The sequence below is a fragment of the Noviherbaspirillum aridicola genome (genome assembly GCF_019656455.1).
GTDB classification, from domain to species: Bacteria; Pseudomonadota; Gammaproteobacteria; order Burkholderiales; family Burkholderiaceae_D; genus Noviherbaspirillum; species Noviherbaspirillum aridicola.
Genome location: NZ_BPMK01000002.1, coordinates 55,929 through 79,223, shown reverse-complemented (window position 1 = coordinate 79,223; position 23,295 = coordinate 55,929). Strand labels below are relative to the sequence as shown.

Below are 23,295 nucleotides of genomic sequence, written 5' to 3'. Positions count from 1 at the left end.
CGCAAGCCGGCGAACATTGCGCACTTCAGGTTTTCGACGAGGGCACCATGGGCAGTTCATCCGGCCATACGCGCATCGGCATCGTGGGCTGCGGCAACGTCGGCAGCACCGCCGCCTATTCCCTCCTGCTGCAGGGCACGGGCAGTGAACTCGTGCTGGTCGACCATGATCCCCGGCTAGCCGAGGCGCAGCGCACCGACCTGCTGCATGCGACGCCGTTCTCGCACCCGATGCGCATCGAAGCCGGCTCCTGGGAAGCGCTCGCCGGATGCTCGCTGGTAATCCTCGCCGCCGGCGTCGGTCAGCAGCCGGGCGAGACGAGAATGCAGCTGCTGTCGCGCAATGCGGCCGTCTTCGCCGACATCATTCCGCAGGTGATGCGTCATGCGGCCGACCCGATCCTGCTGGTGGCCACCAATCCGCTCGACGTGATGACCCAGGTCGCGACCCGGCTCTCCGGCCTGCCGCCCGCGCGCGTGCTCGGCTCGGGCACCATGCTCGACACCGCGCGCTTCCGCTCGCTGCTGGCCCGCCACTTCGAGGTGTCGCCGTCGTCGGTGCATGCGTCGGTGCTCGGCGAGCACGGGGACTCGGAAGTGCTGGTGTGGTCGGGCGCGCAGATCGCCGGCCTGCCGCTGGCGGAATTCGCCGACGCGCGCGGCCGTCCCCTGACGCCGCGGACGATGGCGGAGATCGACGAAGGCGTGCGGCGCGCGGCGTATCAGATCATCGAGGGCAAGGGCTATACGTGTTACGGCATCGGCGCCGCGCTGGCGCGCCTGGCGCGCTGCATCGTGCACGACGAGCGGGCGGTGCTGACCGCGTGCGCGCTCGCGCCGGAAGTGGAAGGCATTCGGGACGTGGCGCTTTCATTGCCGCTGGTCATAGGCCGGGACGGCCTGCAGATGCGGCTGATGCCCGCCCTCGACGCCGGGGAAAGCGAGGCACTGCGCGCGAGCGCGCAGGTCATCAAGGACGTGGTGAGCAGCCTCGGCTATTAGCGGCGATGCGCTCAGCGGCGAACGCACATCTCGCGCGACGGGTCTTCCTCGCAGCGTCGCTCGATCAGATAGTCGGCAGCGAGCGTGAGCACGATGCCGGCGACGAGTACGGCCAGCATGGTCTGGACGATGGTCCAGCCCGTGTTTCTGTTGAGGATCATGAGTGGTTTCCCGGGAAGCGGTTGCGGCGGCAAGGGATCTTGCGCCGGCCGGGAATTCTGCCACCGACCGAGAACCCGCGGCAACAATTACTGACTAAGCAATTGTTCCTTCCCTGTCAACTTGCATCACTGCACTTCTGAGCGCCGCATGATCACCAACAATATCCTTGCCGGCACATCCTCCCGTTCCCATGGCGACACGCGGCCCGACTCCGCGCGGCGTCTCCACCTGCTGGCCGATGCGGTCACGCGCATCGGCGCCGAGACCACGCGCAGCGGCATCTTCGACGTCGCCCGCGACACCGCCCGTCATCTCGCCGGTGCCGACGGCGCCTGCATCGTCCTGCGCGACGAGGAGCTCTGCTATTACCTGGCGGAAGATTCGGACACCGGCGGGCAATGGCAGGGGCAGCGATTCCCGATGGCATCCTGCCTGTCGGGCTGGGCGATGCAGAACCGCCGCACCGCGGTGGTCGCGGACGTCCTGCACGATGACCGCATCCCGGAGGAGATCTACCGCCCGAGCTGGATACGCAGCATGGTCATGGTGCCGGTGGGCGGCGAGCCGCCGGTCGCCGCGGTCGGCCTCTACTGGTCGCGGCCGCACAAGGCGGACGCGGAAGAGGTGGCGGTGCTCGAAGCCCTGGCCAGCGCATGCGGCGCCTCATTGCGCCAGTATCAGGTGCTGGAAAAGCTGCGCGATTCCGACGAGCGCTTCCGCAACCTGCTCGCGGTCAGTCCCGACGGCATCCTGATCAATGCCGGCAACCGGTTCGTCTATGCCAATCCGGCGGCGCTCAAGCTGCTGCGCGCCTCCTCCCCCGCCCAGGTGGTCGGCCGCCCGGTGTTCGATTTCTTTCTGCCCGCCTCTCACCCGGCGCTGCGCCAGCGGCTTGCGCGCGCGCTCGCCGGCCTCGCCAGTCCGCCGGGCGAGGCGGGCCTGCGCGCGCTCGACGGCGGACGCATCGACGTCGAGCTCGCCGCCGGTCCGGCGCGCTGGGACGGCACGCCGGCCGTGCAGGTGCTGATGCGCGACATCAGCGAACGCAAGCAGGCCGAGGCGAAGCTTCGCCGCAGCGAAGCCTCGCACCGCATCGCGATCGAGGCGGGCCGCATCGGCACCTGGGATCTCGAACCCGCGACCCGCATCTGCGCCGCCTCCCGCCGCATGCTTTCGATGCTGGGCCAGCCGCCCGATGCCGGCATGCTGGCGGTGGACGACTGGATCGCCGCGGTGGTGCCGGAAGACGCGCCGGCGCTGCGGCAGGCGCTCGCCGTCTGCATCAACGGCGGCGCGCCGCTCGATATCGAGTACCGCGTGCATGCGGCGGGCGACAGCGTGCGCTGGCTCTATTCGCGCGGCGCCCTGTTCCGCGATGAAGGCGGCGCCCCCACGCGGGTGCACGGCGCCACCATCGACATCACGGCCAAGAAGGAGACCGAAGAAGCGCTGCGGCTCAGCAATGAACGCCTGAACCTGGCGGTGGAGGGTGCCGGCGAGGGCGTGTGGGACTGGGACTTCAAGCGCGGCGTGCGGCATTATTCGGCCCGCGCCAAGCAGATCCTCGGCTATGCGGACGACGAGATTGCCGACGCCGACGTGCACTGGGCCACCCGCATCCACCCGGAGGACGTGGGCCGGGTGCGCGCCGCGTTCGACGACTGCCTCGACGGCAAGACCCCGACCTATATCTGCGAGTACCGCATCCGCACCCGAGACAACCAGTGGAAATGGGTGCTGTCGCGGGGCATCCTCGCCTCCCGCGATCCCGATGGCAGGCCGCAGCGGTTCACCGGCATGGTCACCGACATCTCCGAGCGCAAGCAGGCCGACGAACTGATCTGGCGGCATGCGAATTTCGACGCCCTCACCGGCCTGCCCAACCGGCGCCTGTTCCGCGACCGGCTGGAGCAGGAAGTCCGGCTGGCGCTGCGCAGCGACCAGGGCTTCGCGCTGCTGTTCATCGATCTCGACCGCTTCAAGGAAATCAACGATCTGCTCGGCCACGACACCGGCGACCTGCTGCTGGTGCAGGCCGCGCAGCGCATCAAGGGCTGCGTGCGCGACACCGATACCGTGGCGCGGCTGGGCGGCGACGAGTTCACCGTGATCCTGGCCAAGCCGGGCGGCGAGGCCCAGGTCGAACAGGTGGCGCAGAAGATCCTCGCGGCGCTGTCGCGGCCCTTCCTGATCGGCCGTGAAGTCGCCTACATCTCGGGCAGCATCGGCATCACCCTGTGCCCGTCCGATGCCACCGCGCCGGAGGAACTGATCCGCAAGGCGGACCAGGCGATGTACGCGGCCAAGCACGCGGGCAAGAACCGCTTCGGCTATTTCACCTTGTCGATGGACGAAAAGGCGCAGCGCCGCCTGCGGCTGGCCAACGAGCTGCGCGGTGCGCTGCGCGCCAACCAGCTGTCGGTGTATTTCCAGCCGGTGCTCGACCTCAGGAGCCGCAAGGTGGTCAAGGCGGAGGCGCTGCTGCGCTGGCAGCATCCGCAACTGGGCAGCATCGATCCCGCGCAGTTCATCCCGCTGGCCGAGGAAACCGGCATGATCAACGCCATCGGCGACTGGGTGTTCCGCGAGGCGGCCGCGTGGGCGCAGCGCTGGAGCAGCAAGCTCGGGGCACCGTTCCAGGTGGGCGTCAACAAGTCGCCTGTGCAGTTCCTCGCGCATGAGGACGAAAGCTGGGTCGCCTATCTGCAGCGCATCGGCGTGCCGCCGCAGCACATCTCGGTCGAGATCACGGAGGGCCTGCTGCTCAATACCTCGGGCAGCGTGTCGGGCAAGCTGTTCGAATACCGGGACGCCGGCATACAGGTGGCGATCGACGATTTCGGCACCGGCTATTCATCGATGGCCTATCTGAAGAAATTCGACATCGACTATCTGAAGATCGACCGCTCCTTCATCCGCGACATGGCGGCCGACGAGGCCGACCGCACGATCGCCGAATCGATCATCGTGATGGCGCACCGGCTCGGTCTGAAGGTGATCGCGGAAGGCGTCGAATCGCGCGAGCAGATGGAGCTGCTGGCGGCGGCGGGCTGCGATTACGGCCAGGGCTTCCTGTTCTCGCAGCCGCTGCCGGCCGCGGATTTCGAGCAGCTGCTGCTGAGCGGCGGCGGCAGCGGCGGCGGCGGATTCGCCCACTGAGAATTTCACCGGCGCAAGCGGCGCTGCGATGGGATATGCTATGCGGCGTCCGCGCAACGCCTGCAACCTGCACGCGCGCCACTTGTCACATCACCGATGCCGCTCTCATACCATCCCTGGCTGGTTGCCCTGTCGATCGGGATTGCCGTTCTTGCATCCTACGCCGCGCTCGACCTGGCGGGCCGGGTCGCGGCCGAGCGCGGCAGCCGCAAGGCCTGGGCATGGCTGTGCGGCGGGGCGCTGTCGATGGGCGGCGGCATCTGGTCGATGCATTTCGTCGGCATGCTGGCCTGGCGCTCGCCGATGCCGCTGGCCTTCGACGTGGGCATCACGCTGGCCTCGCTGCTGCTGGCTATAGTCGCCTCCGGCTTCGCGCTGTACAGCGTGAGCCGCTCGACCTTCAGCTGGCGCCGGCTCGGATGGGCGGGCGCGCTGATGGGCATCGGCATCGCCGGCATGCACTATGTGGGCATGACCGCGATGCGCATGGACCCGCCGATACGCTACGATCCGGTGCTGTTCGCGCTGTCGGTCGCCATCGCCATGGCCGCCTCCATGGGCGCCCTGCAGATGGCCTGGCATCTGCGCGGTCAGACGATACGCTCGGCCTTCTGGCAGAAGACCGGCAGCGCGCTGCTGATGGGCGCGGCCATCTACGGCATGCACTACACCGGCATGGCCGCCGCCATCATCGCGCCGGGCAGCGTCTGCACCGCCGGTCCGCAGAACATCAGCAGCAACTGGCTGGCGCTGTCGGTGGCCGGCTTTTCCTTCCTGTTCCTGCTCATCGCCATCGGCTCGGCCCTGATCGACTCGCACTACGAGGAACGACGCCTGCGCGACGCGCTGGTGCGCGCCTACGCCGAGCGCACCCGCGCCATCCTGCAGACCTCGCATGACGCCTTCATCGGCATCGGCCCGAGCGGCCGCATCATCGACTGGAACCGGCAGGCCGAACGCATGTTCGGCTGGCCGCGCGAGGAAGCGCTCGGACGGCCGGTGGCGGAACTGAGCAGCCCCGGCGCGCCGTTCGGCGTGCTGCCGCCCGGCCTGCCGGGGGCGGAGGGCAGCCGCTTCGAGACCACGCTGCGGGACAGCCGGGGGCAGGACATCCCGGTCGAGATCGCCCTCACCGCCCTGCAGGGCGCCACCCACTCCGAGTACTTCGCCTTCGTGCGCGACATCAGCGAACGCCGCCGCGCCGAGCAGGAGCTGCACGACGCCAACCGCCGCAAGGATGAATTCCTCGCCATGCTCGGACACGAGCTGCGCAATCCGCTGGCGCCGATCTCGGCGGCGGCCGAATACCTCGGCCTGATCGGCGGCGGCGACCCGCGCCTGCAGCACACCAGCGCCGTGCTCGCGCGCCAGGCCGGCCACATGCGGCAGCTGGTCGATGACCTGCTCGACGTGGCCCGCATCACCCGCGGCACGATCGCGCTGCGCAAGGCGCCGGTCGACCTGCGGCAGGTGGCGCGCAACGCGGTCGAGCAGGTCGCTCCGCTGGTCGAGGAGCTCGGCCACCGGCTGGACCTGCGCCTGCCGCAGGAAGACGCCCTGGTCGCCGGCGACGAGAAAAGGCTGGTGCAGGTGGCGAGCAACCTGCTCGGCAACGCGGCGCGCTACACCCAGGACGGCGGCGAGATCTCGCTCGCGGTCGAGGTCCGGCCGATGGAAGTGGTGCTGTCGGTGAGCGACAACGGCATCGGTCTCGCGCCCGATCTGCTGCCGCATGTGTTCGATCTGTTCGTGCAGGGCAGGCGTTCCTCGGACCGCGCCCAGGGCGGCCTCGGGCTGGGGCTGGCGCTGGTCAAGAACCTGGTCGAACTGCACGGCGGCAGCGTGGCCGCCGACAGCGAGGGACCGGGCCGGGGCAGCCGCTTCCAGGTACGCCTGCCGCGGCTGACGCAGCCGGCGGCGGCGCAGCCCGGGGAGCCCGCGCAACCCTCGTCCGCTCCGGCGGCGGGCGCCTCGCCGGCATCGCTGCGCGTACTCGTGGTGGATGACAATGCGGACGCCGCCCAGAGCCTGTCGGCGCTGCTGCAGGCGCAGGGCCACGAGGTGCGCACCGCGCATGACGCGGCGTCGGGTCTGGCCTGCGCGATCGAATGGCGGCCGCACGCGGCGCTGCTCGACATCGGACTGCCGGAAATCGACGGCTATGAACTGGCACGCCGCATGAGGCGAATGCCCGAGACCGCCGCCGCCATGCTGGTCGCGGTGACGGGTTACGGACAGCAGAAGGACAGGGAGGCGGCGCATGCCGCCGGATTCAACCATCACTTCGTGAAGCCGGTGGACAGCGCGGCGCTGGCGGCGGTGCTGGCGGCGGCCGCCGCCGAACTCAGGAAGCTGGAAGGCGCCCGCCTTCCGGCGTGACGCCCCGGCCCATCCCGCTTCAGTCGAGCAGCTCGCGCCACGACACGCGGCGCACGCCCGAGCCGCTTCCGGGCACGGGATCGGGCACCGATCCCACTTCCCCCTCTCCGTCGACGATCACATTGCAGCTGGCCGAGCCGCAGGAGACCTTGGTATTCCCGACGATCATCGTGTTGGACGAATAGCGGGTGCCGGCGACGCGGCCGTCGGCCGTGGGGACGAACTGGCCGGTCTTGAAGTCGAAGTTGTAGATCCAGCTGGTGCCGCCGCTGGTGCAGGCATCGGTATGCGGCACGTTGCCGATCACCGTGAGAATGCCGAGCTGCTGCTGCATGTCGATGTTCACCCGCTCGCCCGGGGAAGCACCGCCCGGATTGAGATCGACGTACCAGCCAGCCTTCTCGCGCCAGTTCACCGGCTGGGTGGACGTGGTTCTGCGCGTCGTGCTCTCGACGGTTTCCTGGGTGTCGCCGTCGTCGTCGATGTCGTCCCGGTCCTGGCCGGCGACCGGGCTGAGCGTCTGCCGCACGAGCACGCCGTCGCGCCTGACCTGCCCGTGTCCGGCGGCGGTCAGCGGATCCTTGATCGCATAGATGGACTGCTGGCCCTGCTCGTCGAGGTCGGAAATGCCGAGGTAGCGGCCGGTCGCCACGTGCACCACCGGATACGCCACGCCGCCCTGGTTGACCTCGGTCAGCACGGGCTTGATGGTCACCGGCTGGGTGCCGGCGCCGTTGGTGTTGCCGAGTTCGGCCAGCAGCAGGGCTTCCTTGCCGGCGGGGGGCACCGCGTTGTCGATGTCGAAGCGCCACAGGTTGCCGAGCAGGTCGCCGGCATAGAAGCGCTCGATCGTGTTGTTCGACACGCTGTTGACCCAGCCGTTGAGTTTCCCGAGGCCGCTCGGGGTGGCGGTGCCGCCGACGCCGGTGTCGATCTTTTCCAGCACGGCGCCGGTATCGGCGTTGAGCACGAACAGGAATCCGCGTCCTGTGCCCGGCGAGACATTGTTGTAGCCGGAGGTGAAGGCGACGATCCAGGTGCCGTCCCGGCGCTTGCCGATCATTGGATTGCCGAAGCTGTAGCCGAGATCGCTGTCGTTGGCGACGGTGAAGTGCCAGAGCGCCTTCGGACTGGTCGGGTCGGTGACGTCGAGCGCATAGTAGCCGCGCCCGCCGGCATTGAGGCCGCCGACGAGGATGGTCTTCCATTCGCTCGCGCGGCAGGTCTCGGCCGGGGCGCGGGGGCAGATGTCGGCGACCGTCAGCGTGCCGTCCACATAGTAGCGATGGTTGGCCGCGTAATTGCGGTCGGCGAGGCGGTACAGCTCGGGCAGGACGATGGGCGGAATGTAGGCCCACATCTCCTGGCCGGTAGTGGCATTGAACGCGTGCACCATGCCGTCGTTGGCGCCGACGAAAAGCGTCGCCTGCCGGTTCTTCTTCGCCGAGCGGTAGGCGTCGTGGTTGGCGTCCACATAGGGAATCCGCGGCGCCCTGATGTACACCGGCTGCGAACCGATGATGTCGCCCAGCGCGTGGGCGCGGTCGCGGAACACGCGTTGCGTGCTGCCGGCCTGGTCTTCGTAGCCTCGCTGGCCGCGCAGGAAATTCACCAGGTTCTCGCCGGTCGCCGCCGCCTTCGCGTCGCTGTCGAGGGAGGAGCACTGCGAGAGCTTCGTGGTGGTGCCGCACAGGCCGCTGAAATAAGCCTTCTCCGCCGTGCTCAGGCTGGTCCAGTTGAAGGGCTTGAGACCGCTGGCGGCCGCGGGGTCGTGCGTGAAGATGGTGCGCTGGTCGGTGTGGGCCCCCACCTTGGTGTCGAGCAGCGCCTGCGCCGACCACAGCACGGTCTTGCTGATCTTGCCGGTGGCCGGGTCCATTTCGCGCGCCTGCACGTCGCCGTCCCAGCTCACCGTGGTATAGCGGGCGATGTAGACGTAGGAATCGCCGGGCACCGGCTGCAGGTTGCTGGTCGCCGCGCCGGCGCCGGAACCGGTTTCGGCCTTGACCTCGGCGAGCGCCTTGCTGATGCCGCTCACCAGCGCGTTCGGGCTCTGCGCGCTGAAGTAAATGCCGCGGCCGTTGACCGCCGCATGCCACAAGTCGTCGACCGCGGTCTGGCTGTCTGCCTCCGCCTTCGGCCAGTTGCGGGTGCCCTGTTCGATCGCCTTGAAATCCGGCGACATGCCGAGCAGATAGTCTTCGTGATACTTCAGCGTGCCGTTGATGCCCAGCCCCAGCGTCATGGTGGTCATGTGCTGATGCGCCGCGTTGTCGCGGCCCGAGCCCTTGACGTTGTTGAGGCAGACATCGGTGCCGAGCGCGCCGTTGCAGTTGGACAGGTCGGGCGCGCGCAGGTCGGTCTTGTAGTAGTACATGGCGACGTCGGCCAGCGTGTTGGCGGTATTGCTGCCGTCATACATCGGCCTCGGGGTGCCGTCGCCGTCCTGGTTGCCGACCGAGCGGTTGCGCAGCGTGCTGCCCTCGCCACCGTTCCAGTAGCCGTCGGTCGACAGGATCGCGAAGTTCTGCTGGCAGGAATACTGCACGGGATCGTTGCCCGTCTTGCCGGCGTAGAGTTTTCCGACCCTCGACAATGCCGCGCGCAGCGGCGTGTTCCCGCTCGGGTCCGCCGCGTAAAGGGCTTCATACCAGGCCCGCCTCTGGGTGGCGTCGAAATCCAGGATATCGACCACGCTGGCGCTGCTGTGATTGATGGTGGTCAGCCCCACCCGGTAGTTGCTGCCGATCTCCCTGAAGGCGCGTCCCGCCGCGCTCTTCATCGCGAGCATGCGGGTGCGGTAGTAGCTGTACCAGTTGGCGAAATTGGTGCGCTCGTCGGCGCCGCCGGGGCCGGAGGTCGCGCTCACGGTCACCTTGTCGAATGCATTCCTGCCCGGCGTATTGCCGATGTTGGAGTTGCACTCCTTGTAGAAGGTCGTGTTCGTATCGACCGCGCCGTCGCTGCCGTAGGTGTAGGACAGCGGGGCTTGGTTGCCCTTGTATCGGAAGTAGTAGCGGCCTTCCAGGTTGACCTTGGTCGACGACGAGTTGAAGCCGTTGCTGAGCGCCGCGGTGAAGCTCGCGTTGGGGTAGGCATTGCCGGACGAGTCGACCGGGGGCAGGTAGATCTCGCCCGGATCGTAATAGGCGCCGTTGCACTGGCTGCTGCGCGACCCGTATTCCTCGCCGTCGAAGTTCGCGGCCGCATCCGGCAGGTATTCCCAGCCCATGCTGCCCGAGTCGTCCAGGATGAACATGATGTTGGGCTTGACCGAGGTCGACGGCGCGGACAGCAGCGGCGCGGTCGCGATGTCGGTGATGGCGGCGGTCGCCGGCAGTGTGGCGGCGGCGAGCAGCGCCAGCGATGCGCGCAGCCTGCGTGAATGATCTTTCATGCGGTTTCTCCGTGGCGCCGGGGACATTGCCCCGCCGGTTCAGAAGTGGACGATGGTCTCGACATAGCTGACGGTGTTCCTCGGCCCCTTCACCCTGGACGTGATGCGGTAATAGGGAACCGGCGGCGGCTCGAAGCGCTGCCAGTTGGTCTCGTCGAAGCCGTCCTTGTTGGGCGCGCTGGATGCGCGCGACTGGTAATTGGCGCAGGAATTGCCTTCCGCGGCCGGACTGCCCGGACTGCTGCAGAGACGGTGTATCAGGTAGCGGACCTCGTTGCCCGCGCCGGCGTCGATCGCGGCCGAGGGCGCGATGCAGCTGGAGTTGGGCCGGCCGCGGCAGTTGTTGGCGTCCCAGTCCACCTGGGCGCGGTCGGCCGCGGCGCGGGTGCCGGTGATGTCGAGACTGTCCTGGCTGGTCGCGTAATAGGCCTGCGTCGGCATGTCCTCGTTGACGTCGGGCGTGCCGACCCTGGCGGTAAGCCAGTCGATCGCAGCCTGCGTCCCGATATCGGCGGCGGCCGTGGCGGCCTGCTTGAATGCCAGGTTGCCGGCCACCTGGTTGCCGGTATCGATGGAGCGCACGAGGCCGAGCGCGGCCATGGTCATGGCCACCAGCACGACGACGGCGATCAGCAGCACCACGCCTTCCTGCCGCCGCGCGGGCATCCTGTAATGCGGCTTCATGAATCCCTCCACAGCAGGTTGCGCAGCGGCACCGTGTTCTCCACGACGTGATACCGATAGCAGCGCCATTGCGCATTGGCGCTGCCGTCCGGGTTCCTGCTCACATCGATGGCGCCGCCCGCCCAGCGCGGCGCGTTGGCGGAGTCCTCGGTCGTGACATTGCAGGCGCCGTCGACCATGCGCAGCTCGCGCACCGCGTTGCGCGCCACGACGGCGAAGCGCACCGCATAGATGCGCTGCAGGTCGCCGCCGTTGCCGACGACGCCGTCGCCGTCGGCGTCGACCATCGTGCTCGACCAGTTCGTCACCCGGCTGTCGGCCTGCACGCCGGGGCGGGTGTCGAAGCCGTATTGCGCCTGCAGGCTGACGATATTCGAATAGGCCCGCTGTTCGGCCGCGGTACCGGTCGCGCTGTTGACGTCGGCGACGACGAGGTTCATGCCGGCATCGAGGGAAAAGCTGCGGTCGCGCATGGAGCCGAGGTTGAACAGCAGGGCGCCGGTCTTGTAGCCGTCATCGGGATAGAGATCGGCGGCGGCCGCGCCGGTCGGATTCCAGGGGCTGGTGTTCTGGTGGTGCAGCTGCGGCTTGCCGTTAGGGATGCCGGTGACCTGGAACAGGGTGCAGTCCTTGTTGGGCTCCCAGGCGATCATCATGTCGCCCACGGCGATGCCCAGCACAGTGTTGACGAAGAAATTGGTCGCGGTCTCGGGGTGATCGGTGATGATGCGCGCCGGCGCGCTGAAGGCCTGCTTGTTGCTCGAGACGATGTTGAGGGCATCCGGCAGTCCGCCCGCGCCGTCGCTGAGGCTGAGCGGCGTGAGCACGAAGTCGCGGCGCTCGCCGTCGTATTCCGCGCGCACGGTGCAGCCGAGCGCGGAGAGCAGATTCATGCCGTAGCCCGCCATCCGCAGGTCGCGCTCGATCGCATAGGCGGCGAGCGCGGCCTCGGTCTGGGCGTCGGAACCCCCGGTGGTGCTGCGCCGCTGCCCTTCGAACACGGAGAACACCTGCGAGATCACGAGCGTGGCGACCAGCGCGATGGCCAGGCCCACCATCGCTTCGACCAGGCCGAAGCCGGCGTTGCGGGCGGCCGGTGCGGGTGCGGGCGCGCGCATGATCTAGATCCCCTCCCCGATGCGCGCCACCAGCACATGGCTGTGGGCGGCCTCGCCGGGCGCCTGCCAGCGCACCGTGATGGTGGCCACGCTGTCGTCGATCGCCACCGTCGGCGCATTGTCGGCGGCGCCCGGCAGCGCCGCCCGCACCTTGTCCCGCCATGCGGCGTACTGGTCGCCGTCCGGGCTTTCGAAGGCTGTCGCCAGCGCGCTCTTGTCGGCCACCCACATCTCGCCGGCGAGCTGGCCGGCCAGGTTGCTCGCCACGGTGCGGTACTTGGCCTCGGCGCTGTGCTTCATCGAGGCGGCCAGCAGGCCGACGATGCCGAGGATGCCGAACGAAAAGACGAGAATGGCGACCATGGTCTCCACCACCGCCATGCCGGACTGGACGCGATGTGTTTTCATAAGCGCTCCTAACTGCAGCCCGCGGGGCTGGATGCGAGCGACAGCGAGGGATCGCACATCCGGACCTGCCCGCCGGGCGAGATGGTCACGACCAGGCGCCGGGCATCGGCGCGGGCCGCGTTGATGACGTCTATCCTCGTCAGGTCGGTGCCGGTGTTGGCGGCGACGACCCGCCCCAGGCTGTCGAAGCTGACGCCGCCCGGGACGCCGTCGCCGGCCGTGAGCGCAGCACTGAAATGGTTGGCCGGCACCGGCGACGGCAGCGCGACCGCGTTCGCGCCCACGCGCGCATTGGGCGTGCCTTCCGCCGCCACGCGCGCCTGGATCTGTGCCGGGCAATCGTCGAGCACGGTGACGCAGCCGACGCGCCAGGCGACTGCGCCGTTGTCCTCGGTCAGCTGGAAGCGCACCGGCACATTGCGCCGTACCGCCTCGGTGCGCGCCAGCTGCAGCCCGTTGAGAATCGATTCGGCCGCGGTGCGCACCTGGGTGCTCTGCAGCCACTGGGAAAACGAGGGAACGGCAATGCCGAGCGTGATCAGCGTGATCGCGATGCCGATCATCAGCTCGACCAGGGTCACGCCGGATTGCGCACGGCGCGGCGCGCTCCTCGCCGCCACTAGCAGCCTCCGCCTTTCCTGGTGACCCAGCAGGCGACCGGCGCGACGCCCCAGCCTTCGGGCAGCGCTGTGGACCGCCGCGCGTTGGCGTGGTCGAGGCTGAACGTGAAGCCGGCGACCGGCGTGCCGGCGCGTCCGGTGGCCGTGACCAGGAAAGCGGTGCCGGTGAGGGTCGGGCAGGCATAGGTGAAATCGTCCTGTGCCGGCAGCGGCGCGGCGCTGCCGGCGACGCAGGCACCCTCGTAGCTGCGGTTGTCCTGGAAATGCTGCTCCAGCTTCACCCGCAGCATGGCGAGATTGTTGTGGGCCTGGGGCAGGCGCGACCGGACCACGTACTCGCCGTACGCGGGAATGGCGACGGCGGCGATGATGGCCACGATGGCTACCGTCACCATCAGTTCGATCAGCGTAAATCCCCGGTTGCCCGGTTGCATGCGCGGCATGCCTTCCTCCCCAAAATATTGTTCTTGCAAGAAATTTTAATCCAAACGTGTAACAAAATAAACAACTAGTTACAAAATTGTTATCTGTTACCGTGCGGCAATATTTTTGCCTCAGCTTATATCGAAATCCGGAAAACCGCCAGTAAAAACCCGAGGGGAGAGGCGAGGCCGCAACGGCACGGGGCCGCGCGGTCGTCGGAGTGTGTCGTCGATGGGGAACGGCCGGGGTTCAGCCCCGATGCGCCGCAATGCCGGACAACAGGCGCAGCAAAGTCTCGCTCGCCACCGGTTTGACCAGGTGATGATCGAAGCCGGCCGCCTCGCTGTCGCGGCGATCCTGCGCCTGCCCGTAACCCGTCAGCGCCACCAGGGTCGCGCCGGCCGTGCGCGGATTGGCGCGCAAGGCGCGCGCGAGCTGATGGCCGTCCATGCCGGGCAGGCCGATGTCGAGCAGGCAGACGTCGGGAACCTCGCGCCCCGCCCGTTCCAGCGCGCGCAGCGGATCGTGCTCCACGTCGACCCGGTGGCCGATCTCCTGCAGAAACAGGGCCAGCACTTCGGCGGCGTCGACGTTGTCGTCCACCAGAAGCACGTGCAGCGGCCGGCCGCGTTGCCACGCCGGACCGCCGCGCTCGTCCTCGCGCCGCTCCGCCTGCTTTTCCAGGCGCGGCAGGGAAACGCAAAACCGGCTGCCCCGGCCGGGGCCATCGCTGTGCGCCTCGACCGTGCCGCCGTGCAGTTCGACCAGCGACCGCACCAGCGCCAGTCCGATGCCGAGCCCGCCCTGCGAGCGGTCGGCGCTGCGCTCGCCCTGCGTGAAGAGGTCGAACGCCCGCGCGATCAGGTCGGGCGCCATGCCGATGCCGTCGTCCTCGACGGCGAAGCGGATCCGCGTGTCGTCGGCGTCGATGCTCAGGCGGATGTGCCCGCCTTCCGGCGTGTACCGCGCGGCGTTGTTGAGCAGATTGACCATCACCTGGACGATGCGCTTGCGGTCGCCGTGCACCGGCGCCGGCGAGGACGGCAGGTCCAGCGAAAGCCGGTGGCGGCGCGCGTCGATCGCCGGGCGCACCTGTTCCACCGTGTCGAGCGCGACGCGGGCGACGTCCAGCGGTTCGAGCTCGAGGCTGACCAGGCCGCGGGTCACGCGCGAGACATCGAGCAGATCGTCGACCAGCGCCGTCATGTGGCGCACCTGCCGCGCGATGATCTCGCTCGCCTGCCGCACCCGCGCGCCGTCTCCGTGGGCCAGGCGCAGCAGGTCGGCGGCGGCGCCGATCGGCGCCAGCGGATTGCGCAGCTCGTGCGCGAGCATGGCAAGGAATTCATCCTTGCGCCGGTCGGCCTCCCGCAGCCGCGCTTCGGCCTGCTTGCGCTGCGTGATGTCGAGCACGACCGCGAGCACGCGCTCGGGCATGTCGCGGCCGGGCGCCCTGATCAGGCTGACCGCGACGTTCACCCAGACTTCGCCGCCCCCGGGCAGCACATAACGCTTCTCGATCTCGAAGGGTTCGCCGCTCGCGAGCATGGCCGAGAACACTTCCATGTTGCGCGGCAAGTCGTCGGGATGGGTGAGCGACTGCATCGGCATGCCCACCAGCTCTTCCCGCCGCCGGCCGAGGATACGGCAGTAGCGGTCGTTGACGCGCACCAGGCGGCCGCTGGTGTCGGCTTCGGCAATGCCGGCGGAGGTCTGCTCGAACAGCGAGTTCAGATGCAGCTCGCTGCGCCGCAGCTCTTCGGTCGCGCGCACCCGCTCGATATGCGCCCAGGAGCGCTCCACCACCTCTTCCACCAGCGCGATGTCGTCCGGCTTCCAGGCACGCGGCGCGGCCTGGTGCACCGCCATCATCGCGACCAGGCGCCCGCCTTTCACCAGCGGGCAGCAGACGATGGCCTTGACGCCGATGGCATTGAACATCGCCCCGCCATCGTCCTCGCCCAGCTCACGGTCGACATCGCATACCACCAGCGTGCGCCCGCCGCGCATGTCGGCGGCGGCACGGCTGCCGAACAGGTCGAGCGAATAGACGCCGGCGCTGCTGGCGAATCCCGGGACGGTCCAGTCGTTGCGGATGGTGAAGCGGTCGTTGTCCGCCTCGAGGTCGGCATAGGCGCAGCGCGTGACCGCGAGATGCCGGCCGAGCAGGCGGGTCGTGGCCTCGAGCACCGACCCGGCATCGGCCGCCGCGCGCGTGGACTCGCTGATCTCGTCGAGCAGGCGGAGTCTCTCTTCGACCCGCTTGCGCTCGGTGATGTCGACGCCGGTCGGCGCGATGAAGAGCACCTTGCCGGCCTCGTCGGTGACCGGCGCCAGCACCAGGTCGAGGATGCGCTGTTCGCCGCCGGCGACGAAGTAGCCCGTTTCACGCCGGAACATCACGCCTTCCGCCGCCTGCCCGGTGCCGGCGCGGATCATCGCGGCGAGTTCGGGCGACAGGTTCCACCAGCCGCATTCCCAGAACTTCCTGCCGATCACTTCCTCGCGGGTGAAGCCGCAGAACTCGAGGCACAGGCGATTGGCTTCGATCAGCGTGCCGTCAAGCGTCAGCAGGCAGGCGAAATAGGATCCCTGGTCGAAGAAGGTGCGGAACTTGGCATTGGCCTCGGCGGCCTGCAGGGCCGTCGCCGTCGTTTCCAGGGTGCGCTGCTCGGCCGCCTTCTGGGCGCTGATGTCGCGCACTTCGACCACGGTGGCGACCGCCTCGCCGCGCTCGAATACCGGACTGGCGGCGCACAGGACGGGAAAGCGGCTGCCGTCCTTGCGGAAGAAGAGGTCTTCGTGGCTCCGTACCTGGAAATGCTCGGGCAGCGCGCGGTCGATCGGGCACTCCTCCATCGGATAGGGACTGCCATCGGGCCGATGGTGATGCACGAGTTCGTGCAGCGGCCGGCTGCGCAGTTCCTCCAACGCATAACCGGTCATCTCGAGCCAGCTGCGGTTGGCGTAGATGCAGTAGCCGCGCCGGTCCATCAGCGCCAGACCCTGGGTCGAATTCTCCGCGATGATCAGCGCCAGGTCCCTGCTGCCCGGAAGGGCGGCCTCGGCCGGCGCCGGCGGGTCCCGGAACACGGACTCGGCGCCTTCGAGCAAGCGCTCCCGCCAGCGGGCAACCTGCTCTTCGCTCACCCCGAAACGCCGCGCCACGTCCGCCGCCGGCTGCCCGCCCTGGGCGGCAAGCGCGACGGCCGCCCTGAATGCGGGAGTCAGTTGTTGCGAATCCTGTCCTGTCACCTCATTGGGCCGATCCATGCATTCATCCGGTTGGTGCGAAACCCCGCCAGTTTCCCATGCCCGCCTGTTTTTTGCCTGCGGCAATGCCTGGCGCGCAGGCTAGCGGCCGCGGAAGCCGCGATGGCCGTGTCCACGATGAAAGCCGTGGCCTCCGCGGCTGCGGAAACCGTCCAGATGATGGTGATGATGGCCATGGCCCCGGCCGCTGCGGTAGCTCAGGCCGAAACCGAAATGCACCGGCGGCCCGACGTACACCGGGGCCGGCGCGACGTACACCGGGGCCGCCGGATAGGCGTAGCCGTAGGCGGGATAGGGTTCGTAGTAGGTGACGGGCGGCGCGTCATAGGGAACGGCGACGCAGCCGGAAAGGCCGACGATGGCGGCGAGCGAAACCAGGATCTTCATGACGGCCTCGACAGGGTTGGGGATGCTGCTTAGATGCGTGCGCGCGGGCGCTGTTCGCGGACCGCGGAAATATTTTCGGCGCGTCAAGAACCGCCCTTGCGACAGTTCGCCGGCCGGTTCCGGGGCAGGTCCCGGACCACCTGCTCCTGTATCGCCGCTCGAACACGATCCAACAGCCTTCGCCCCGCGCCACCCTCGACGCCGGCATGCGCGCGCATGCCCGCGGGCGCCGCGTGACCAGGGTCACCGGCAGGCGATGCATGCGGCGACCGTCGCGCGCGCGCCTCATCACAGAGTGAAGCAGGGCGAAGCAGAGCAGCGCGCCGCCATCCCGGACCCTGCCGGCGCACGCGTGACCATGGTCATTTCGCTCGCATGCAAGAGGAACCGCTACGCATTTTTTCCCTCGTTTCTGCTTCGCGAATGAAGCTGTTTACGTCATTGCGCGGGTTTGCGAGTCCTCAAGCGAAGCACGCGCGCCGACTAAACCGCCGGAACCGCGGCCAACTCCAAAACCGTCGAAGGGCGCACATGCAGGGAGGCGAAAAAACCACACGCACCTTGGTGCCGACAGACTTCAGCCCTTCACAAGGTCCGCGTAAGTCCTTTTCAATTTGGAGCGAAAGAATCATGTCTAGAAGCTTGCAGGTCTTAACGACGATCGGCCTGGCGACTCTGCTCGCCGCATGCGGTGGCGGAGGCGGCCCGGATCTCGACGTCGGCGGTGGAGGTGGCGGAAGCACCTTCAAACCCACCGTCTACACTTCCGAGGGAAGAGCCCTCAACAGCTGCAGCCTCGATCCGGTCTGCTCGAACAATCCGCTGGCGCCGTTCTTCGCCGGTGTGTCGCAGGCGCCGGCGGCCGGGGCGACGCTGTCGGGCGTGGTGAGGCTGGAGGTGCGCGGCAACGACCTGTACAACGTGGAGCTGCTGCCGGCGGACAGTTACCTGCCCCGCTACGGCATCTTCAACATCAGCGGCGACCGCACCCTGGCCTGGCTGGACCTGGACACCACGCGCCTGCCGAACGGCGCGGTCAACATGCGCATCAGCGCATTCAACGCGCCCGCCGGCCAGCCCGCCGCGGAAATCGTCGCCATGCCGGCGCGCAGCTGGAACATCAGCAACAGCGGCGCGCCCTCCTCGAGCTTCGCGGCTTCGGTGACCGCGGCGCCGGCGGACGGCGCCAGCGTCAGCGGCACTACCCGGCTTGAAATCCGCGGCAGCGGCATCGCCAATGCGGAACTGCTGCCGGCGTCGGGCTATTCGCCGCGCCTGGGTGTGTTCAATGTGTCGGCCGACCGCACGATGGCCTGGCTCGACTTCGATTCGCGCTCGGTGCCCGACGGCGCGACCGGCGTGCGCATCGCCGCCTACAACGTGCAGGCGGGCCAGCCCGGCGCGACGGAGATCATCGCCATGCCGGCGCGGACCTGGAACATCGGGAACGGCTCCGCGCCCGCGCCGTCGACCTTCACCGCCACCGCCACCATGGCGCCCGCGCACGGCGCCGTGGTGAGCGGCACGACGCGGCTGGAGGTGCGCGGCACCAACCTGCGCAATGTCGAACTGCTGCCGGCGAGCGGATACCTGCCGCGCTACGGCGTGTTCAGCATCTCCGCCGACCGCACCTTCGCCTGGCTCGACTTCGATTCCTCGGCACTGCCCAACGGGACGCTGAACGCGCGCATCAGTGCGTTCAACGCGCCCGCGGGCGAGCCGGCGTCGGAGATCGTGGCGATGCCGGCGCGGCAGTGGGAGCTGCGGCACTGAGGATGGTTGCGGATTGAACGACGGGCGCGCAGGCGCCCGTTTTTTTTGCGGGCGGGCCCTACCACCAGCTCACGATGATGAGTCCGGCGCCGGTCCAGGTGGCGAGGGAAATCCCGGGAAGCGTGCGGCCATGCACACGGGCGAGCAATGCCGCGGTAATGCCGCCCCAGAACAGCACGCGGCCGCCGCCCTTCACCGCATCCATCGGCGCGGCGCCGAGCAGAAGCAGCTGCAGACCGGCGCCCGCGATGAAAGCGCTCGCCGCGGCCAGCAGAAACAGTGCGGCCTTGCGCTGGCGGTCGTCGTCGAAAATGGCCATGTGGCTTGCGGGAAGGAATTCGGGGATCCGCCACAACGATAGCCGCCGGCGCCGGGGTCCGCGCTGATTCCGCGCAGGCTTTGGAAGCACCGCATTCGACGCTCGTCGACCGCCCTCACCTGCGCAGCGGATCGAGCAGGTGCCGCAGCGCGTTGTGGTCGAGTTCGTACATGAGCGCGAGCAGCTGGCCGAGTTCGCCCTTCGGAAATCCCTCGCGCGCAAACCAGCCGAGATAGTGGCCGGGCAGATCGGCGAGCAGCCGGCCCTTGTATTTCCCGAAGGGCATCTCGCGGGTGACGAGCAGTTGAAGATGTCGCGGGTCCATGTCAGTGCCGGGAAGCGTCCGGCGCACGCGGCCGGTAGAGATAATCGGGAGGCAGGCCGAGCCGGCGGCAGGACTGCGCCGGCGGCGCCTCATGCAGCACGACCCTGTCCGCCGCGCGCGCCGCGGACTGCAGCAGCCGCCGCTGCCATCCCGCCAGGCGCGCCTCTCCGTCGAGACCGATCCTGGCGGCGACCGCCGGCGGCACCAGCTCGACCGCCGCCGCCACCATCCACGACTGCAGCGGCGCCAGCGCGGGCGGCACCAGCGGAACCGAGCGCATCAGGCCGAGAAACTCGGCGAGCACCGGCGAGCCGCCGAGTTGTCCGACCGTGGCGTCGAACAGGCGCTCGAGCGCCGCCTGGGAAGCCGGCGCCGAGGTCGCGCCATACAGCCGCGCCGATGCCTGTCCATCCGCGTAATAGCGGTCGCGCTCCGCGCGCGACAGCGGCGCCACCCACTCCGCCCACGCCTCGATGAAGCCGAAGCTCGCCGTCGCCTGTACCCAGTCGAGCAGCGCGGGATCATCCGCGCGGTAGGCCTGGCCTTCGGGCGTGACGCCGGCGATTCTCGCATGCATGGCGCCGACCCTGGCGATCATCGCCTCGGCCTGGCTGCGCGGCCCGTACACCGTCATCATCGCCGCCAGCCCGGTACGCTGCAGGCGCTGCAGCGGCTGGCGACGAAAGCTGGTGTGCTCCCAGACGCCGGCGCGGACGCGGGGTTCGGCAAGCTCGAGAATGACGGCGGCGATGCCGCCTATCATCAGCGTGACCGGGTTCTTGAAGATTTTCCAGGCGGTGGAATCGGGACCGACGAGCGCGGGCTCGCCGGCCGGGCGGGAAAAATCGAAGCGGCCGTCGCCGCGAAAAAAACCGGCGGCGGCCGCTTCGAGCCGGCGCTGCAGGGGCGCCGGCAGAACGATCGGGCGTTGCGGTAACAGCATGGACGGGGCGCATGGGGAAAACGCCGCCATCCTAACATCGACCTCAGTCGCCGCGCGGCACCGCCCGTTCGATCGATGCCTGCAGGTTTTCCCTGGCGCCGGCGCCGGCTTCGTCCTGGCCCTGCTGCAGCGACCTGGCCATCGCCTCCGACGGGTCGCCCTGGCCTTCCGGCGGCTGGCCGACGCGGCGCGCCTGGTCGGACTGCTCGTCGAGATTGACTTCCTCGGCGACGCTGAAGCGGCCGTCTTCGGCGTTGTCGTCTCCGGACTGGGACAGCTGGGACGCCGACGTCACCTGCTGCGACACCTGCGGCGGCGTCTGCCGGCCCTGATCGGGTTGCTGAGTATTTGCCATCTTGCATCTCCTTTTCGTCATGCATGGATGACACTATGAACGCGCGCGCCGGTACAAGTTGCGGGGGAACCGGAACGCGGCGCCGCCGGTCAGCGTGATATGCCTTTCAACTTTCACTTCGACATTTCTTCCAGCTGGACCTTCGCGGCGGTGGTGACGCTCTGCGTGTTTTCCGCCCTGCTGCTGCTGCGCGCGATGGTCGGCCGCCAGCTGCACAAGCTGGCCTCGCGCCGCGGCCTTGCCTTCCTCAGCTATCCGGAGCAATTGCTCGACGCGACCAGCCATCTTTTCCTGTTCGCGGTCGCGGTGCTGGCCGGCCTCAGCCAGATGGCGCTGCCGGACCAGTACCGCCGGCTGCTGGAATACGGCTGGGTGGTGATCGGCGTGCTGCAGGCGGCGCTGTGGGCGAATCGCCTGCTGTCAGTGTCGCTTGATCGGGCCTTTGAATCGCATCGCGCCTCCAATCCGTCGAGCGCGACCCATCTGCTGGCGGTGGGCCTGCTGCTGCGCATCGTGCTGTGGTCGGTGGCGGTGCTGCTGGTGCTCGACAATCTCGGCTTCAACATCACGACCCTGGCCGCCTCGCTCGGCATCGGCGGCGTCGCGGTCGCGCTGGCGGTGCAGAACATCCTCGGGGACATTTTTTCATCCGTCTCGATCGCGCTCGACAAGCCCTTTGTGATCGGCGATTTCATCGTGGTCGACGACTTCATGGGCACGGTCGAATACGTCGGACTCAAGACCACCCGCATCCGCAGCCTCGGCGGCGAGCAGATCGTGTTTTCCAACACGGAGCTGCTCAAGAAGCGCATCAGCAATTTCAAGCGCATGGAAGAGCGTCGCGTCGCCTTCGAGTTCGGCATCGCCCACGACACGCCAGTCGAGCACATCGAGAAGATACCCGGCCTGGTGAAGGAAGCGATCGCCGCCGCCGGCTTCCAGACCCGCTTCGACCGCTCGCACTTCAAGACCTTTTCCGAGCGCGGGCTGATCTTCGAAAACGTCTACTACGTGCTCACGCCGGACTTCAATGTCTACATGGACATCCACCAGGCGATCAACCTGCGCCTGATGCGCGACTTCCGCCGGCTCGGCATCCGGATCGCCTTCCCGGTCCACACCGTGCAATGGCATCCCGACACCCCGCTCCCCATGCGGGTGCCGCTCGAACAGGTGCACCCGAGGCTACGCCCGGCCTCCGAATAGGCACCTTTCCTTGCAGGTTCCGCATGTCTTTCTGCCAGCTTGTTGGCCGAACGACTCTGCCCGTTTTTTCCGCCCAAAACTTTTTCTGATTCCGGGAAACTATTTCCGGACGGCAGGCATCACAGGCGCATTACGTCATAGAAACGTTGCCCTGGATAATCGATGCACACCGCCCAAACCGCTAACAGTTTTCCTTCACGCCTCGTCGTCCCCAACCTGCGGCCCTATGCGCTGCCCGCCGTGTTCGCCCTGTCGGGCCTGATCATGGGCAGCTGGGCCAGCCGCATTCCCGCGCTGCGCGACGGCCTGCAGATTTCGCATACCCTGCTGTCCTTCGTGCTTCTGTGCGGCGGCCTCGGCGCGCTGATCTCCTATCCGCTGGCCGCGCGCATGATGTCCGGCCTCGGCGCACGCCGCACGGTGCGCGCCGGCGCCATGGGCTTGTGCATGGTGCTGGTGGGTATCGGCATGGCGCCTTCGGTACCGCTGCTGATGCTGGCCGTGCTCATGCTCGGCGTCACCGGCGGCTGCTTCGGCGTCGGCCTCAATGCCATGGCGGCCCGCTATGAAAAAGCGGCCGGCACCTCCCGCATGTCGATGCTGCACGCGCTCGGCTGCTCGGGTTCGCTGTGCGGCGCCCTGCTCGGCAGCGCGCTGGCCGGCGCCGGCATCCCGCCTTCCTCGCACTTCCTCGCCATCGCCCTGCCGGCCGCGATGCTGCTGTGGACCGCGAGCCAGATGTTGCAGGGCGGCGACCAGCGCGAGACGATCGAGCGCAAGGCCTTCGCGCTGCCGCGCGGCCCGCTCGCCCTGCTCGGCCTGCTCGGCTTCTGCGGCGCCATGTCGGAAAACAGCATCGCCGACTGGAGCGGCGTGTTCATGAAGGATCATTTCGGCGCGAGCGAAGGCGTGGCCCCGCTGTCGCTGTCGGCGTTCACCGTGATGATGCTGGTGTGCCGCCTGTTCGGCGACCGCCTGAAGGAGCGCCATGGCGCGCGGCGCCTGGTGAGCTTCGGCGCCGCGCTCTCCGCCTGCGGCCTGTTCCTCGCGGTGTTTGCGCCGAACGCCTGGCTCGCGCTGGCCGGTTTCGCCTGCTCCGGCCTCGGTCTGGCGCTGCTGTTCCCCTTCATCTTCAGCGCCGCCGGACAGCAGGGCGCGATGGCCTCGGCCAGCGTCGCCACCCTCTGCCATGTCGGCGGCCTGGTGGGCCCGCCGGTGATCGGCACCATCGCCGACGTGCTCGGCATGCAGATGGCGATCGGCCTGATCGGCATGCTCAGCATCATCATTGCTCTCGTCGCATCGCGTTCGCGCATGCTGGCCTGAGCGGCGCGAGCCGCGGGCGGGAACCTTGCGTGGTTGC

General features: G+C 68.4%; 19 protein-coding genes. 6 read left to right on the top strand and 13 right to left on the bottom strand.

The genetic code is table 11. The annotated features are described in order from the left end of the window. Positions 1-47: 47 nt before the first annotated feature. Complete coding sequence (locus NCCP691_RS02215) at positions 48-1,001, top strand: L-lactate dehydrogenase (RefSeq protein WP_220806612.1); 954 nt, start codon at positions 48-50, stop codon at positions 999-1,001. A gap of 11 nt (positions 1,002-1,012) precedes the next feature. On the opposite strand, the gene NCCP691_RS02210 is transcribed toward NCCP691_RS02215, so the two are convergent. Then, positions 1,013-1,162 carry a hypothetical protein gene (locus NCCP691_RS02210; RefSeq protein ID WP_220806611.1) on the bottom strand — a complete coding sequence of 50 codons (150 nt, stop codon included), beginning with the start codon at positions 1,160-1,162 and terminating at the stop codon, positions 1,013-1,015. Positions 1,163-1,310: 148 nt separating this feature from the next. On the opposite strand from NCCP691_RS02210, the gene NCCP691_RS02205 reads away from it, so the two are divergent. Beyond that, the gene (locus NCCP691_RS02205; RefSeq protein ID WP_220806610.1) at positions 1,311-4,322 is read left to right on the top strand and encodes a bifunctional diguanylate cyclase/phosphodiesterase; all 3,012 of its coding nucleotides are present in this window, start codon (positions 1,311-1,313) and stop codon (positions 4,320-4,322) included. Between the two features lie 96 nt (positions 4,323-4,418). Beyond that, the gene (locus NCCP691_RS02200) at positions 4,419-6,701 is read left to right on the top strand and encodes an MHYT domain-containing protein (protein ID WP_220806609.1); all 2,283 of its coding nucleotides are present in this window, start codon (positions 4,419-4,421) and stop codon (positions 6,699-6,701) included. A gap of 19 nt (positions 6,702-6,720) precedes the next feature. Here the strand turns inward: NCCP691_RS02200 and NCCP691_RS02195 are convergent, their stop codons facing one another. The 8 genes from NCCP691_RS02195 to NCCP691_RS02160 all read right to left on the bottom strand — a co-directional run bounded on the left by NCCP691_RS02195 (position 6,721) and on the right by NCCP691_RS02160 (position 17,011). After that, positions 6,721-10,098 (bottom strand): pilus assembly protein, encoded by a 3,378-nt coding sequence (locus NCCP691_RS02195; RefSeq protein WP_220806608.1) that lies wholly within the window; start codon positions 10,096-10,098, stop codon positions 6,721-6,723. 39 nt (positions 10,099-10,137) lie between these two features. Continuing rightward, positions 10,138-10,782: a pilus assembly PilX family protein gene (locus tag NCCP691_RS02190; protein ID WP_220806607.1), complete on the bottom strand. Its 645-nt coding sequence runs from the start codon at positions 10,780-10,782 to the stop codon at positions 10,138-10,140. Beyond that, entirely contained in the window at positions 10,779-11,900 is a 1,122-nt protein-coding gene (locus NCCP691_RS02185) for a PilW family protein (protein WP_220806606.1), read from the bottom strand. Before NCCP691_RS02185 ends, NCCP691_RS02190 begins: the two co-directional genes overlap by 4 nt. Before the next feature lie 3 nt (positions 11,901-11,903). Continuing rightward, positions 11,904-12,308 carry a type IV pilus modification PilV family protein gene (locus NCCP691_RS02180; protein WP_220806605.1) on the bottom strand — a complete coding sequence of 135 codons (405 nt, stop codon included), beginning with the start codon at positions 12,306-12,308 and terminating at the stop codon, positions 11,904-11,906. 8 nt (positions 12,309-12,316) lie between these two features. After that, positions 12,317-12,928 carry a GspH/FimT family pseudopilin gene (locus NCCP691_RS02175; RefSeq protein WP_220806604.1) on the bottom strand — a complete coding sequence of 204 codons (612 nt, stop codon included), beginning with the start codon at positions 12,926-12,928 and terminating at the stop codon, positions 12,317-12,319. Continuing rightward, positions 12,928-13,371, bottom strand: coding sequence for a type IV pilin protein (locus NCCP691_RS02170; protein WP_274387218.1), 444 nt, complete (start codon positions 13,369-13,371; stop codon positions 12,928-12,930). Before NCCP691_RS02170 ends, NCCP691_RS02175 begins: the two co-directional genes overlap by 1 nt. A gap of 229 nt (positions 13,372-13,600) precedes the next feature. Beyond that, positions 13,601-16,624 (bottom strand): PAS domain S-box protein, encoded by a 3,024-nt coding sequence (locus NCCP691_RS02165; protein WP_220806603.1) that lies wholly within the window; start codon positions 16,622-16,624, stop codon positions 13,601-13,603. A gap of 81 nt (positions 16,625-16,705) precedes the next feature. After that, complete coding sequence (locus tag NCCP691_RS02160; protein WP_220806602.1) at positions 16,706-17,011, bottom strand: virulence factor; 306 nt, start codon at positions 17,009-17,011, stop codon at positions 16,706-16,708. 630 nt (positions 17,012-17,641) lie between these two features. On the opposite strand from NCCP691_RS02160, the gene NCCP691_RS02155 reads away from it, so the two are divergent. Next, positions 17,642-18,784, top strand: a complete 1,143-nt coding sequence (locus tag NCCP691_RS02155) for a hypothetical protein (RefSeq protein ID WP_220806601.1) — start codon at positions 17,642-17,644, stop codon at positions 18,782-18,784. A 58-nt stretch (positions 18,785-18,842) separates the two neighbouring features. Here the strand turns inward: NCCP691_RS02155 and NCCP691_RS02150 are convergent, their stop codons facing one another. From NCCP691_RS02150 to NCCP691_RS02135, 4 genes are all read right to left on the bottom strand, one after another. After that, entirely contained in the window at positions 18,843-19,103 is a 261-nt protein-coding gene (locus NCCP691_RS02150; RefSeq protein WP_220806600.1) for a hypothetical protein, read from the bottom strand. A 115-nt stretch (positions 19,104-19,218) separates the two neighbouring features. After that, positions 19,219-19,428, bottom strand: a complete 210-nt coding sequence (locus NCCP691_RS02145; RefSeq protein WP_220806599.1) for a DUF3820 family protein — start codon at positions 19,426-19,428, stop codon at positions 19,219-19,221. A gap of 1 nt (position 19,429) precedes the next feature. Next, positions 19,430-20,371, bottom strand: a complete 942-nt coding sequence (locus tag NCCP691_RS02140) for an oxygenase MpaB family protein (protein ID WP_220806598.1) — start codon at positions 20,369-20,371, stop codon at positions 19,430-19,432. Positions 20,372-20,414: 43 nt separating this feature from the next. Further along, positions 20,415-20,726 (bottom strand): hypothetical protein, encoded by a 312-nt coding sequence (locus NCCP691_RS02135; protein ID WP_220806597.1) that lies wholly within the window; start codon positions 20,724-20,726, stop codon positions 20,415-20,417. A gap of 99 nt (positions 20,727-20,825) precedes the next feature. Between NCCP691_RS02135 and NCCP691_RS02130 the strand changes: the two genes are divergently transcribed. Then, complete coding sequence (locus NCCP691_RS02130) at positions 20,826-21,932, top strand: mechanosensitive ion channel family protein (protein ID WP_220806596.1); 1,107 nt, start codon at positions 20,826-20,828, stop codon at positions 21,930-21,932. 162 nt (positions 21,933-22,094) lie between these two features. Continuing rightward, positions 22,095-23,258, top strand: a complete 1,164-nt coding sequence (locus NCCP691_RS02125; protein WP_238482276.1) for an MFS transporter — start codon at positions 22,095-22,097, stop codon at positions 23,256-23,258. Positions 23,259-23,295: the final 37 nt, after the last annotated feature.

Excerpts from the sequence above, each read along its gene's own strand:
- NCCP691_RS02195 (WP_220806608.1), bottom strand. The coding sequence starts at position 10,098 with ATGAAAGATCATTCACGCAGGCTGCGCGCATCGCTGGCGCTGCTCGCC.
- NCCP691_RS02130 (WP_220806596.1), top strand. The coding sequence starts at position 20,826 with ATGCCTTTCAACTTTCACTTCGACATTTCTTCCAGCTGGACCTTCGCG.
- NCCP691_RS02140 (WP_220806598.1), bottom strand. The coding sequence starts at position 20,371 with ATGCTGTTACCGCAACGCCCGATCGTTCTGCCGGCGCCCCTGCAGCGC.
- NCCP691_RS02145 (WP_220806599.1), bottom strand. The coding sequence starts at position 19,428 with ATGGACCCGCGACATCTTCAACTGCTCGTCACCCGCGAGATGCCCTTC.
- NCCP691_RS02125 (WP_238482276.1), top strand. The coding sequence starts at position 22,095 with ATGCACACCGCCCAAACCGCTAACAGTTTTCCTTCACGCCTCGTCGTC.
- NCCP691_RS02135 (WP_220806597.1), bottom strand. The coding sequence starts at position 20,726 with ATGGCAAATACTCAGCAACCCGATCAGGGCCGGCAGACGCCGCCGCAG.
- NCCP691_RS02170 (WP_274387218.1), bottom strand. The coding sequence starts at position 13,371 with ATGCCGCGCATGCAACCGGGCAACCGGGGATTTACGCTGATCGAACTG.
- NCCP691_RS02165 (WP_220806603.1), bottom strand. The coding sequence starts at position 16,624 with ATGGATCGGCCCAATGAGGTGACAGGACAGGATTCGCAACAACTGACT.
- NCCP691_RS02180 (WP_220806605.1), bottom strand. The coding sequence starts at position 12,308 with ATGAAAACACATCGCGTCCAGTCCGGCATGGCGGTGGTGGAGACCATG.
- NCCP691_RS02185 (WP_220806606.1), bottom strand. The coding sequence starts at position 11,900 with ATGCGCGCGCCCGCACCCGCACCGGCCGCCCGCAACGCCGGCTTCGGC.
- NCCP691_RS02210 (WP_220806611.1), bottom strand. The coding sequence starts at position 1,162 with ATGATCCTCAACAGAAACACGGGCTGGACCATCGTCCAGACCATGCTG.
- NCCP691_RS02205 (WP_220806610.1), top strand. The coding sequence starts at position 1,311 with ATGATCACCAACAATATCCTTGCCGGCACATCCTCCCGTTCCCATGGC.
- NCCP691_RS02215 (WP_220806612.1), top strand. The coding sequence starts at position 48 with ATGGGCAGTTCATCCGGCCATACGCGCATCGGCATCGTGGGCTGCGGC.
- NCCP691_RS02150 (WP_220806600.1), bottom strand. The coding sequence starts at position 19,103 with ATGGCCATTTTCGACGACGACCGCCAGCGCAAGGCCGCACTGTTTCTG.
- NCCP691_RS02200 (WP_220806609.1), top strand. The coding sequence starts at position 4,419 with ATGCCGCTCTCATACCATCCCTGGCTGGTTGCCCTGTCGATCGGGATT.
- NCCP691_RS02190 (WP_220806607.1), bottom strand. The coding sequence starts at position 10,782 with ATGAAGCCGCATTACAGGATGCCCGCGCGGCGGCAGGAAGGCGTGGTG.
- NCCP691_RS02155 (WP_220806601.1), top strand. The coding sequence starts at position 17,642 with ATGTCTAGAAGCTTGCAGGTCTTAACGACGATCGGCCTGGCGACTCTG.
- NCCP691_RS02160 (WP_220806602.1), bottom strand. The coding sequence starts at position 17,011 with ATGAAGATCCTGGTTTCGCTCGCCGCCATCGTCGGCCTTTCCGGCTGC.